This is a genomic window from uncultured Thiohalocapsa sp. (assembly GCF_913063425.1).
Taxonomy (GTDB): Bacteria; Pseudomonadota; Gammaproteobacteria; order Chromatiales; family Chromatiaceae; genus Thiohalocapsa.
Genome location: NZ_CAJXYK010000005.1, coordinates 89,606 through 101,638, shown reverse-complemented (window position 1 = coordinate 101,638; position 12,033 = coordinate 89,606). Strand labels below are relative to the sequence as shown.

Annotated in this window: 9 protein-coding genes; 3 read left to right on the top strand and 6 right to left on the bottom strand. The window is 72.1% G+C overall.

Translation table 11 applies throughout. From position 1 onward, the window contains the following. Positions 1-210 precede the first annotated feature (210 nt). Complete coding sequence (locus QZ607_RS03910; RefSeq protein WP_295879884.1) at positions 211-1,839, top strand: MFS transporter; 1,629 nt, start codon at positions 211-213, stop codon at positions 1,837-1,839. Between the two features lie 457 nt (positions 1,840-2,296). On the opposite strand, the gene bchO is transcribed toward QZ607_RS03910, so the two are convergent. The 4 genes from bchO to QZ607_RS03890 all read right to left on the bottom strand — a co-directional run bounded on the left by bchO (position 2,297) and on the right by QZ607_RS03890 (position 7,028). Beyond that, the gene (bchO, locus tag QZ607_RS03905) at positions 2,297-3,193 is read right to left on the bottom strand and encodes an alpha/beta fold hydrolase BchO (protein ID WP_295879882.1); all 897 of its coding nucleotides are present in this window, start codon (positions 3,191-3,193) and stop codon (positions 2,297-2,299) included. A 144-nt stretch (positions 3,194-3,337) separates the two neighbouring features. Next, a complete protein-coding gene (locus QZ607_RS03900) occupies positions 3,338-5,215 on the bottom strand; it encodes a magnesium chelatase subunit D (protein WP_295879880.1) in 1,878 nt (625 codons plus the stop codon). Continuing rightward, positions 5,212-6,243 (bottom strand): magnesium chelatase ATPase subunit I, encoded by a 1,032-nt coding sequence (gene bchI / locus QZ607_RS03895; protein WP_295879876.1) that lies wholly within the window; start codon positions 6,241-6,243, stop codon positions 5,212-5,214. Before bchI ends, QZ607_RS03900 begins: the two co-directional genes overlap by 4 nt. Before the next feature lie 275 nt (positions 6,244-6,518). Next, positions 6,519-7,028 (bottom strand): acyl-CoA thioesterase, encoded by a 510-nt coding sequence (locus QZ607_RS03890; protein WP_295879874.1) that lies wholly within the window; start codon positions 7,026-7,028, stop codon positions 6,519-6,521. Between the two features lie 308 nt (positions 7,029-7,336). Between QZ607_RS03890 and QZ607_RS03885 the strand changes: the two genes are divergently transcribed. Next, a complete protein-coding gene (locus QZ607_RS03885) occupies positions 7,337-8,149 on the top strand; it encodes a 4'-phosphopantetheinyl transferase superfamily protein (protein WP_295879872.1) in 813 nt (270 codons plus the stop codon). Positions 8,150-8,242: 93 nt separating this feature from the next. On the opposite strand, the gene QZ607_RS03880 is transcribed toward QZ607_RS03885, so the two are convergent. Beyond that, the gene (locus QZ607_RS03880; RefSeq protein WP_295879869.1) at positions 8,243-9,187 is read right to left on the bottom strand and encodes a hypothetical protein; all 945 of its coding nucleotides are present in this window, start codon (positions 9,185-9,187) and stop codon (positions 8,243-8,245) included. A 313-nt stretch (positions 9,188-9,500) separates the two neighbouring features. Here QZ607_RS03880 and QZ607_RS03875 point away from each other — a divergent pair, with 313 nt between their 5' ends. Next, a complete protein-coding gene (locus QZ607_RS03875) occupies positions 9,501-11,048 on the top strand; it encodes a class I adenylate-forming enzyme family protein (RefSeq protein WP_295879866.1) in 1,548 nt (515 codons plus the stop codon). Positions 11,049-11,595: 547 nt separating this feature from the next. Here QZ607_RS03875 and QZ607_RS03870 read toward each other — a convergent pair. Then, positions 11,596-12,015: a thioesterase family protein gene (locus tag QZ607_RS03870; RefSeq protein ID WP_295880024.1), complete on the bottom strand. Its 420-nt coding sequence runs from the start codon at positions 12,013-12,015 to the stop codon at positions 11,596-11,598. Positions 12,016-12,033: the final 18 nt, after the last annotated feature.

Genomic DNA, 12,033 nt, shown 5'->3' with positions numbered 1-12,033 from the left:
CGCTGTGAACGCTTCGGGTATCAGCAGCACACCGACACCGGCTGGGTGGGCGCGTGGGCGAGTCGGCGGCGCTGCGAGCGGCGCATGTCCTGGCGACGATCCAACGCCGCCGCAGCCGCAACAGGTGGACGCGGGAACGATCCCGGCGCTGTTTCGGGTTAGCATGCCCGCCGACCCGATCCCAGCTCGTCGAAGGGGAGCCGCACGCGCATGAGCAAGCCCGCCGAGTCCAGCACCGCCAAGGCCGCTGCCGTCCCCGCACAGGGCCCGGCCGCTGCGGGCTCGGGCGCAGCGGCACAGGGCGCAGGCGCGCGCCGCTGGGGCGAGGCGCTCGCCGCCTTCCGCGACCGCCGCGTCCTGACCATGCTGTTCCTCGGCTTCTCGGCGGGCATCCCGCTGCTGCTGATCTTCTCGTCCCTGTCGCTGTGGCTGCGCGAGGCGGGGGTGGAGCGCAACGCCGTCACCTTCTTCAGCTGGGCGGCGCTCGGCTATTCCTTCAAGTTCGTCTGGGCACCGCTGGTGGACCGTCTGCCGCTGCCCTGGCTGACGCGGCGGCTGGGCCGCAGGCGCGGCTGGCTGCTGCTGGCGCAGCTGGCCATTGTCACGGCCATCCTGTTGATGGCGTCCGTGGACCCGGCGCAGGGGCAGGACGCCCTGGTGCGCATGGCGCTGGCAGCGGTGATGCTCGGCTTCTCGGCGGCGACCCAGGACATCTGCATCGACGCCTTCCGCATCGAGTCCGCGCCGCCCGAGCTTCAGGGCATGCTCTCGGCGGCCTACATCGTCGGCTACCGCATCGGCATGGTCACCAGCGGTGCCGGGGCCCTGTTCCTGGCGGCGGCGTTGCTCTCCTCGCCCGAGCATTACTCCTTCGAGGCCTGGAGCCTCACCTACAGCATCATGGCCGGCACCATGCTGGTGGGCATCGTGACGACCCTGGTGGTGCCGGAGCCGGTGCGCAATCGCCAGGTGGACTATCCCTACCCGGCGACGGCCTATGCGCGGCTGGTGCTGGTGTTTCTGTGCGCGGCGGCGGCCTTCGCCGGCACCTTTTTCTTAAGCGGCGGCGCCTTCGCGGCGCTCAAGGAGGCCGTCGGCGGCGGCGCCTTCGTGACCCTGTTGGTGGAAGCGGTGCGCCTCGCGCTCGCCATCGGCCTCGCCGGGCTGGTGGGCTGGGGGCTGGTGAATCTCGGCGCCGTGGACCGCGCCATGGCCGCCGAGACCTGGGTGGCGCCGGTGCTGGACTTCTTCCGCCGCTACGGGCTCGCCACCGCGCTGCTGCTGCTGGCGCTGGTGGGCCTGTACCGGATCTCGGACATTGTGCTCGGCGTCATCGCCAACGTCTTCTACCAGGACCTGGGCTTCACCAAGCCGCAGATCGCCAAGGCCGTGAACACCTTCGGCGTCATCGTCAGCATCGTCGGCGGCTTTCTGGGCGGCCTGCTGGCCACCCGCTTCGGCGTCATGCGCATCCTGATGCTCGGCGCCATCCTCTCCGCCGCCACCAACCTCGCCTTCGTCGGCCTCGCCTACGCCGGGCACAATGTGCCGCTCATGTACGCGACGGTCTTCGCCGACAACCTCGCCGCGGGTCTCGCCAGCGCCGCCTTCGTCGCCTTCCTCTCCAGCCTCACCAACGTCCAGTTCACCGCGGTCCAATACGCCATCTTCAGCTCCCTGATGACCCTGCTGCCCAAGACCCTCGGCGGCTACTCCGGCAGCATCGTCGACGGCATCGGCTACCCCGGCTTCTTCATCTTCACCACCCTCATCGGCGTGCCGGTGCTGATCCTCGTCTGGCTCGCCGGGCGGCGGCTCGCCATCCGGGACGCGGCTTGACCGGAGTGCCGGCAACACGGGGACGCAAAACGGGGACGGTATATTTAACTCCGGTGTCGAGCAGGGTCTCATTGACGTCGAAGACGATGGTGGTGGTCATGGATGGCGCCCTGGGCGTGCGCGATCACATCGGCAAGCGATAAGGGGCTGAGCGGCCGACCGATTCGGGTGCTTTCACTGGTCGATGTTTGACTGCTCGTTGGCTGTCGGGTTACGCCCTGGCGGGCTGCCCCGACCTTCCCGTCGCGGGATTTCGGGGCGGCTTCCCGGGTCGCGGACGCCCGCTCGCCGGAGCCTCGGCTCGCTGAGTTGAGTCTATGCAGGCAGTCGCCTGCCCGCAACGGCCGGGGCGCCGGGCCGAATGCCGGGTCACCTGCAACGCGCTCGGGCCGAGGACGCCCGGGGGTGCACGCCTTCGTTGGGCCTCAGCAGGCGCGGCGCGGGACCGCGGGGCGGGTCAGCCTTGCTGGCCCGCCGCCTCGAAGATCAGCTCCGCCACATAGGCTGGGTCTTCTTCGTGGGCGAGGTGGCCGAAGCCGCCGACGCACTTCATGTGCGCCCGGGGGGCGAGGGCGAGGGTGCGCTCGGCCTCCGCCGGGGGCACGGTCTTGTCGTTGCCGAAGGCCACCAGCAGCAGCTCCGGCGCAAGCTCAGGCAGGTCCCGGGCGAGGGGCTCCAGGTCCCAGTTGGCCATCATGTTCAGCGACGCGGCGAGGTGGCCCGGGCTTGCGATGAGGGTGCGGTAGAAGGCGATGTCGCGGTCGGTGAGCGTGGAGCCGGTGCTGGCGGCGAGGCGCTGCACGCCCTTGGGGTCCTTGCGCGCGCCCCGGGCGAAGAACTTCGGCAGAAAGGAGTTGCGTGCGAAGAATTTGGCGGCCGGCGACATCCATTTGCCGGCGAAGCCCCGCAATGGCAGCAGTGCGCCGGAGAGGCTGATGATGAGCCGCGGCTGGATCAGGCGGTCGAGCGCCATCTGCACCAGCACGGCGGCACCGGCGGAATGGCCGACGCCGATCTCCGGGTCCAGCTCCAGGGTGCGCAGCAGCGCGCCCAGCTGCGCCGCCATGCAGGGGAGGCAGATCTCGGCCGGCGGCGGGGTGGACGAGAAGGCATGCCCCGGCAGGTCCGGCGAGACCACCGTGAAGCGCTCCGCCAGCAGCGGGAAGAGCCCGGCGAAGGAGTGGGTCGAGGCCCCGGTGCCATGGATCAGCAGCAGCGCGGGTCCGCTGCCTGCCACCTGCACGTGCCAGCGCACCCCGCCGGCCTCGACGAAGCGGCTCGCGTCCCGGTTCGGCCAGTCCGCGCCGTCGCGCGCCCAGTCGAGCTTGTCGTCGAGGACCTTGGCAGAAGTCATCGGGGTAGCATCCACAAACGCGAGCGGCTTCGAGCGCGTGCCCGCGGCGCGCGCGCCGATGCCTTCTCTGGGTGGGGCCAAGGGCTGGGGGCTGAGGGCGGGTTACCTGCCATTGCGCTTTTCCTCAGCCCGCAGCCCTGTCGCCTAGGCGACCGCCTGCACCGCCCCGGACAGGGCGGCGGCATCCGCATGCGGCAGGGGGAGGTACACTGCGCCCATTTCGTGGGCGAGCTTCTCGGCGTCCGGGCGCGGGCGCGGGGACATGTCCACCACCAGGGCCTTGAGGTCGGCAACGCGGAAGGCGCGGGCGGAGGCCAGCGCGTCCTCGGTGGCCTGGGCGCGGCCGCCGATGCCCTCGCGGCTCACATTCGCCCGGCCGTCGGTGAGCAGCACCACCACCGGGGTGCCGCCGCGGCGCTGCACGCCGTCGGCGAGCTCCACCGCGGCGTCGATGCCGCATGCCAAGGGCGTGCCGCCGCCGCCGGGCAGGCCGGCGAGGCTGCGCTTGGCGCGCACCAAAGAGCGCGTCGGCGGCAGCAGCAGCTCGGCGCCCGGGCCGCGGAAGGCCACCATGGCGACGCGGTCCCGGCGCACGTAGCAGTCGGCGAGCAAGAGCTCCACGGCGCCCTTGGCCTCGGCAAGCCGATGCAGCGCGGCGGAGCCGGAGGCGTCCACGACGAAGATGGTCGTGGTCTCGGAGCGCTGCTTGTAGCGGGTGATGCGGAAGTCGTCCTGGCGGACCTCAACCAGCACGTCGCTGCCGCCTGATCCCAACCGGGCCTGTTGCTCCCGCTCGGCCCGGCGCAGCCGCTGCCACGGGGCCGCCGCGCGCAGGGTGTCGATGACGGCGAGGCGCGCACCGGCGCCTGGCTCGCCGCGGCGGGTGCCGGCGGGCCGCCCGCGGAGCGACCCGCTCTGGCTGGCGCCGGACTTGCCGCTTGAGTGCGAGCGGCTGCGCAGCGCGCCCATCTTGAGCATGGCCAGCAGGTTGTCCGGGATGGCCGCCTGCGCGGACTCCAGCACCACGTCCTCCAGCGGCTTGTCGATGTCCTGCTCGGGGGTCTGGTCGTCCTGCTGCTCGTCGTCCTGGTTTTCCTCGGGCGGCGGCGGCTCCTCCGGCTGCTGGTCTTCGGGCGGGTCCGGCATGGGGATGCGCGTGGCACGTGGCGCGAACACCAGCCGGGCCGCCGCGCTCACGTCGTCCATTTCGACGACGTCGCGACCGCCCAGCGCCGCGGCGGCGCAGGCGATGCGCTGGGCGAACAGGCTCGCGCGCAGGGACTCGACGCCGAGCGCCAGCGCCGTGCCGCAGATGGCCTCCAGCATGGCCTCCGGCACGCTGACGCCCGGCAGGCGCCGGCGCGCGCGCTGGATGGAGGCCGCGTCCTCATCCGGCGGCATGGCCGCGTTGTAGGGGATGTCGTTCAGGTCCAGCAGGATGGCGAAGCGGTCCTTCAGCGTGGTCGGCACCTGCTCCTCGTCGTTGGCGCCCTCATCGAGCGCGATGACGCCGAAGCGCGTGGGCGTGCGGGCCGTGATGCCGTCGCGCTCCACCAGGACCTCCTGGGTGTCCAGCGCGGCGCTCAGGTGGGCGGCGGTGGAGCGGGCGACGCGCTCGGCCATGGCCAGCAGCACCACGCCGCCGTCGGCCTCCGCCAGCAGGCCGCGCTCGGCCACGGGGCGGCCGGCGTGCAGGGTGGCGGCCAGGTCCAGCCCGCCCAGCAGGCGGCCGTCGGCGATGTGCAGGGGCACCCGGCGGAAGGGCTCGTCCGGCGGCAGCAGCTCGCGCAGGAACTCGAGCCAGAGGTCCCGCACCGGCCCCGGCAGGGCGCGGACGTTGATGCCGCCGGCGGCCACCGGGTCCAGCGCGAAGAGCGCGGCGGCGAGGCAGGCGTCGCTCCAGCGGGCGGCGATCTGCGCCCGCCGCTCGGCCTCGGCCTGCTCTGCGGCGGCCACGACGGCGGCGTCTGCCGGCGGCTGCCCGGGCGGCATCTGCCCCGGCGCCGGGGCGGTGGCGCTCATGCCCCGAACAGCTCCTCGACGGCGCGGTTGACCCGGGTGGTGGAGCCCGCGTCGTCCAGCACATTACGGCGCAGCCGGTGGCGCAGCGCGGGCGGGGCGACGTGCTTCAGGTGCTTGTCTTCCACCGTGGCGTCGCCTTCCAGTGCGGCATAGGCGCGGGCGGCGCGGATCAGCGTCAGCTCGCCGCGCAGGCCGTCGGTGCCGAGCTTCATGCACAGCTGCGAGGCGCGCTCCAGCGTCGCATCCGGCACCTCCACCTGGTCCAGGTGCTCTTTTGCTTTGAGGATCTGGCGGCGGATCTTGCCGTTCTTGCGCTTGTGCTTCTCGATGAAGGCATCCGGGTCGCGCTCGAACTCATCGCGCAGGCGCACCACCTGCATGCGGCTCTTGAGATCCTGGGGCGTGCTCACCTCCACGGACAGGCCGAAGCGGTCCAGCAGCTGCGGGCGCAGCTCGCCTTCCTCCGGGTTGCCGCTGCCCACCAGCACGAAGCGCGCCGGGTGGCGGACGCTCAGGCCCTCGCGCTCCACCACGTTCTCGCCGCTGGCGGCCACGTCCAGCAGTGCGTCCACCAGGTGGTCCTCCAGCAGGTTTGCCTCGTCGATGTACAGAAATCCACGGTGGGCACGGGCCAGCAGGCCGGGCTCGAAGCGCTTCTCGCCGCGGGTGAGGGCGGACTCCAGGTCCAGGGCGCCGATGACGCGGTCCTCGGTGGCGCCGAGGGGCAGGTCCACCACCGGCACCGGCCCCTTGCGCACCTTGAGCTTGCCGCCGTTGGACCTGGTGTCACGGCAGGCGTCGCAGAGGGCGGCGTCGGCGGCATCCGGGTCGCAGTTGTAGGCGCAGCCCTCGACGACGCGCATGGGCGGGAGCAGCGCCGCGAGCGCGCGGATGGCGGTGGACTTGCCGGTGCCGCGGTCGCCGAACACCAGCACACCGCCGATGCTCTGGTCCGTCGCCGCGATCAGGATGGCGAGCTTCATCTCGTCTTGGGCGACGATGGCGGAGAACGGGAAGGCGGCCGGCATAGTGTGGTCCTGGAGGGCTGTTGGCGGCGGTTCGCGCGACGCGTGCCGAACGATGGGCTGCCGAGCGCCGGGGGTTGCCGGGCGGTAGGCAGCGCGCGCGTCTGGCGGCAACGCCGGAACCTATCCCCCAGGGATTTTCCGGTCAAGCAGGCTTGGGGTTTTGGTTGCGTTGGCGCAGTCAGGCCGGCTTGGGCAGGGGCAGGGGCAGCGCGGGCGGGCACACAGGCCGAGGGTGCGCCTGTGCCGGGGTGGCAGGCTCGTGCGGCGACCGCCGCTCAGCCTGCCGCGGGGTCGGCGTCGGGCCGCCAGTTGGCCTTGATCTGCCGGTGGCGCTGCTCGACCTCCCGGCGCAGCTCCCGGCGCAGCTTGGCGCTGTCGTTGCGCCGGCGCTCCAGGGCGGTTTCGATCTTGAGCGGCGGCACCGCCACGGGCTGCCCCTGCTCGTCCACCGCGACCATGGTGAAGTAGCAGGTCATCACGTGGCGGCTCGCCTTCTCGATGATGTCCTCGGCGAGCACCCGGATGCCGATCTCCATGGAGGTGTTGCCGGTGTAGTTCACCGCCGCCAGGAAGCTCACCAGCTCGCCCACGTGGATGGGCTCGCGAAAGAACACCTGGTCCACGGACAGGGTCACCACATAGCGGTTGGCGTAGCGGGCTGCGCAGGCATAGGCCGCCTGGTCCAGCAGCTTCAGCAGCGTACCGCCGTGGACATGGCCGGAGAAATTGGCCATGTCCGGCGTTGCGAGATGGGTCATGCACAGGGTCTTGTGCTGCTGGTCCATGGTCTGGGCCTGGTGCTCGCGCGGGTGCTGCCGACGGATTCCTCCAGGCTCGGGGCGCGCGGGCCGGGTTTCCAGGTCAGCCGGTCGGTTTTCACGGCGGGCCGGCGGGTGACCCGACCCGGCGCGGATCAAGAACCCGTCGCGCCCGGACGCCTTGCCGGGCCGCGCTCGCGGCTTTCATACTGGCCCCTGCAAGCAGTCAGCCTGCGGATTCTGAGCGGCACCATGCCCACCAGCCAACCCAGTCTTCCCAGGGCACGAGCCCCGGGCCGACCCAACCGCCCGGCGTCCCGGCCGCAGGCACAGGCATGCAGCAGGTGACGCTGCAAATCGCCCAGGGCGGGGCTGCGCTGGACCGGCTCGCGGCTGACGCCGCCGTGCTCGACGCCGACGAGCAGGCGCGGGCGGCGCGCTTTCACCGGGACTCGGACCGGGCGCTGTACCGCGCGGCCCATGTGCTGCTGCGCAACGCGCTCTCGCGGCAGGCAGCGCCGCCGCCGGCGGCCTGGCGCTTCGTGCGCGGGGCGCACGGCCGCCCGGAAATTGATACCGATGTTTGCCCGGACACCGGCGGGCTGCGCTTCAACCTGACCCATACGCCGGGCCTGGTGTGCTGCGCGCTGACCCGAAACCTGACGGTGGGCGTGGATGCGGAGTGTCTGCGCCGGGTCCGGGACGCCCGGGCGCTTGCGGAGCGCTTCTTCGCCGCCGACGAGGCCGCGGCCGTGGCCGCCGCAGGTCCGCCCGGCTCCGCGGCGGAGGCCCTGACCTTCCAATCGCTCTGGACGCTGAAGGAGGCCTATGTGAAGGCCGTGGGCCGCGGTCTGTCCCTGGGCCTGGATCGCTTCGCCTTCCGCCTGGCGGGCGACACGCCGGCACGGATTCAGCTCAGGAGCGAGGCCGACGCGGCACATCCCGCCGCGCACTGGCGCTGCGTGCTGCTGCACCTGGACGGCGGTCGCTGCGGCATCGCCGCGGCCGTGCCGGCGGCGGCCGGGGCGCGCTTTCGGGTCCTGCTGCACGGGGGGGAGACCGCGCCTGCGCCGGTGTTGGTCGCGGCCACGCCGGGCGTCGAGGTGCAGCCGCCGGAGGCGGTCGTGGCCATCCGCAGCGCATTCTGAGCCACACCCTGGCGTCGAGGCTGCGCCGGACAACCGGTCCACGGCCGGAGCCCAGGCAAGCGCACCCGGGGCAATGCCCGTGTCCGGCCGGTTTCAGCGAGATCTGAGGGTTCGTGTGCGGAACAAGGTCCCGAGCCGCGCCGCGTGCGCCTCGACCCCCGCCAGCGTCGCCGCGTCCGCATTGCCCGGCAGCAGCAGGCCGGCACAGGTGCCGCTGTGGGCGGTGACGATGCCGAGCACGCCCGGTTGTTGGGCCAGGGCCAGCAGCCGCCTGAGGAAGGGGCTGCCGGTGCGGGCCAGGTGCAGCTCGGTGGCGGCCAGGGCGCAGCGGGCGATGGCGGCGTCGTCGCGGGCGCCGAAGGCCGCGAGCACGCGCTCATAGCGGGCCTGGTCCTGCGCCACACGGGATGGGCTGAAGGTCAGGCGGCGGTTGTAGGCACGGGTGCAGACGGCGCCGCCGGCGTCTACGCCGATGATCCGGAAGTCCGGCACATGGCCGAAGTGTGCCAGCAATCGGCCCGCGCGGTGGTTGTAGGCGACGCAGGTCGGGTAGTGCAGCGCGTCGTGGGGCTCGATGGCGGCGAACAGCCGGCCGATGAAAGCTTCGCTCGCGATGACGTCGAACAGGTTCTCACAGGCCCGCAGCACCGCGAGCATGTCCGCGGTGCTGGAGCTGAGGCCCTTGCCGACGGGCATGTCCCGCCGCAGCGCGACCCGCAGCCCGATGCCGGCCTGCGCGCCGATGGCCCGGAGAAGTGCCTGTGCCACCTGGCCGGACTTGGGCAGCGGCGCACGGACCTGGGACGGGCCGGTCATCGGCTCGCAGACCAAACGGCAGCGGCTCCAGAGGTCCACGGGCAGGGTGACCAGGAAGTCCTCGCCGTCGGCCCGGCGGCCCTGGGCGATCTCGCCGAAGCTGGCGAAGGCCTTGCCCAGACCGACACGGCTGAGCAGCGCGGCCTCTGCGCCGCAGGCGGCTGCGGCCTGCGGGGGTTGGGGCGGGCACCGGGTCGTGCTGGTGGGTCTCGTGTCGAGCATGGGCCGGAAGCGTACAGGATCGGCGCGGGCGCTGAGGCGATCGCCACCGGCTCGATGGCAAGGCGAGCACATCTCTGCCGGTGCGGCGCCTGCTGACGGCCGGTTGGCGGCCGGTTGGCGGCCGGTTGGCGGCAGCGGCGCGGGCGCGGGCTGCCGCCCCGGTCCCTGGCGCGTCCATTCGCTGCCGCGACCCCGGTGCACATGGCACCATTGACGCTTCCCGACCCCAGGACCCGTCGCCGTGTCAGCAGCCCATCCGAGCCCGCCGCCACCAGCGCCGCTTCAGGCAGACACACCGGCGCGGACAGCGCCCGTGCCCGCCCTTGCCGTCGGGGACCGGCGCTGGTCCGTGGACGCCGCTGCTGCGGCTGTGCGCCGCACCGCCTTGCAGCTGTCGGCGCAGGGGCTGGCGCCGGGCGATGTCGTGCTGCGGGCTGCCGACGACCCGCTGCACCTGGTGCTGCTGCAGCATGCGCTGGTGGAGGTCGGCGCCGGGCTGCTGCCCCATCCGCCCGGCCTGACGGCGGCGGAGCGCCATGCGCTGTGCGCGGCGGTGGGCGCCGAGTGGCGGTGGCGACGCGGTGGGCTCGCCCGCACCGGCTGCCGGCGCGAGGCAGGACCATTGGCAGACCGGACTGCGCCGGCGCTCCTGATCCGCACCAGCGGCAGCGGGGGCATGCCGAAGGTGGTGATGCTCACGGCCCCGCAGCTGGCGGCTTCTGCGGCTCGCGTGAATGCCGCACTCGACCTGGGCGCCGGCGACGAATGGCTTTGTGTGCTGCCGCTGCACCACATCGGCGGTCTCGCCATCGGCTGGCGCTGTGCGGCGGCGGGGGCGACGCTGCGGCTGCTGGGGAATGCGGCGGCGCCTGCGCTGCCTGTGGACGACGCCCATGCCGGTGATGGGCAGGCTGCGCTCGACCCATCCGACATCTCCGCCGACCTCTCTGACGGCGGAGGCGTCGCCGCAGTCCAGGGCGGCTTCCAGGCAGAGGCGGTTGCCGCCGCGCTGGCGCGGCATCCCGTCACCCACCTGTCGCTGGTGCCCACCATGCTGGCGCGGCTCCTGGAGGTCATGCCCGCACCCCCGCCGCGGCTCAGGGTGCTGCTGCTGGGCGGTCAGGCGCTGCATCCGGCGCTTGCCCGGCGGGCGCTGCGTGCTGGCTGGCCGCTCCATGTGAGCTACGGCATGTCCGAGACGGGCTCCATGGTCGCCGTCGGCCCCTGGCGGGACGGCGCCGGGCCGGGTGCGCGGGTCGGCCCGCCGCTGCCGGATGTGATGCTGGACTGCGCCGGCCCCGCGGAGCCGCCCCGCCCGCTGCGCCTGCACGGGCCCATGCTCATGGCGGGCTATGCAGACGCTGCGCGGCGGCCGGGCCGGGGGCTCGCCGACGGCTGGCTCACCACCGGCGACCTGTGCCGGCTGGATGCGGATGGCGCCCTGCGGGTGCTCGGCCGCGCCGATGAGCTCGTCGTCATCGGCGGCGAGCAGGTGTCACCGTCTGCCGTGGAAGCGAAGCTCGCCGCCGCCCCGGGGGTGCGCGAAGTCGCCGTGGTGGCCGTCGCCCATCCCCATTGGGGTGCGACACTCGCCGCCTGCTGGAGCGGACCCGCGGCGCCCGCCGTGCTCGATGCCTGGTGCCGTGACAGGCTCCCGTCGCGGCAGCGACCGCGCATCTTCCGCCGCCTCGACGCCCTGCCGCTGCTCGCCTCCGGCAAACCAGACCGGGCCGCGCTGACGCGACTCGCCGCCGCATCGGACGCAGCCACTCCCAATCGTCCGGGGACTCAATGCGTTGATGCGAAAGGAAAAGATGCGCACGAATACGGGGACAAATACGGGGACGGTAACCACATTTGAGCCGGCAGCTCGGGCCTCGCGCGGAGCGATCCGGAGGACTTCATTATTTGTGGGGCAAACTTTGGGACAAATGCGGGGACGGTAAACCTAATTCGCTTTGGCGGTGGCAAAGGAGGATATGCGCCCAAAATACGGTGACGGTAACCGTATTGAGCTTACATCCCTCGTCCTGAAATGGGCGGCATTGATTTCGTATACCGTCACCGTGCTCCGTTGTAACGCAGCCAGGCGCCGCGCGGGGCGTGCCATGGCGGCCGTAGCGGCGTTCACCCGGATGGTGGCGCGAGAAGTACTCCCGAAGTCCGCGAGGCTCAGGCATTTGCATGTGCTTTGAAGCGGTCAACTGCTCTTTCTAGGCTCAGAGGCTCAGCGACTACGCGCGCGGCTGAAACAACTTTCGCGACGTCGAGTAATTAGATATACCGTCCCCATTTTTACGTTATGTGCACCGTCACCAGGATTTCGCTATGACTCTTTGAGATAAGTAGACCGTCACCGCATTCCTGTGGCCGTGATTCTTCGTGAGCGCCCATGCCTGCCGTTGGCGCTAGCCGTTGTTTAGTGGATAGTTTTCGAGGGCCTGGCGGAGCTGGGCGGGGAGGCTGCGGCGGCCGTCGGCGTCGATGGCGGCGTGCACGGTACGGGCGGTGGCGGCGAGGTTGCCGTCGCCGGTGCGGAAGCGGTAGTGCAGCGTGAAGCTGCCCGCGCCGACGGCGGCGGGGGTGATCTGGACGCTGACGGCGGCGCCGTGGTGCAGTGGGCGGCGGTAGTCGGCCTCGGCGTGCACCAGCGGCAGGCGCAGGTCGCCCGCGCGCAGCATGGCATCCAGCGGGAAGCCGAGCTGGGTCATCCAGGCCTCGTAGGCATCGTGGGCATGGCGGAAGAGGTGGGCGAAGAAGAGCACGCCGGCGGCGTCGGTGTCGTGCAGGGCGACGCGGAAGTGGTGCTCGAAGGTGGGGGCGGACATACTCAAGACGCTACGCCG

What these genes read in the sequence shown, in the direction of transcription:
- QZ607_RS03890 (WP_295879874.1), bottom strand. Translation starts at nt 7,028, where the DNA reads ATGGACCAGCAGCACAAGACCCTGTGCATGACCCATCTCGCAACGCCG.
- bchI (WP_295879876.1), bottom strand. Translation starts at nt 6,243, where the DNA reads ATGCCGGCCGCCTTCCCGTTCTCCGCCATCGTCGCCCAAGACGAGATG.
- bchO (WP_295879882.1), bottom strand. Translation starts at nt 3,193, where the DNA reads ATGACTTCTGCCAAGGTCCTCGACGACAAGCTCGACTGGGCGCGCGAC.
- QZ607_RS03885 (WP_295879872.1), top strand. Translation starts at nt 7,337, where the DNA reads ATGCAGCAGGTGACGCTGCAAATCGCCCAGGGCGGGGCTGCGCTGGAC.
- QZ607_RS03880 (WP_295879869.1), bottom strand. Translation starts at nt 9,187, where the DNA reads ATGCTCGACACGAGACCCACCAGCACGACCCGGTGCCCGCCCCAACCC.
- QZ607_RS03900 (WP_295879880.1), bottom strand. Translation starts at nt 5,215, where the DNA reads ATGAGCGCCACCGCCCCGGCGCCGGGGCAGATGCCGCCCGGGCAGCCG.
- QZ607_RS03910 (WP_295879884.1), top strand. Translation starts at nt 211, where the DNA reads ATGAGCAAGCCCGCCGAGTCCAGCACCGCCAAGGCCGCTGCCGTCCCC.
- QZ607_RS03870 (WP_295880024.1), bottom strand. Translation starts at nt 12,015, where the DNA reads ATGTCCGCCCCCACCTTCGAGCACCACTTCCGCGTCGCCCTGCACGAC.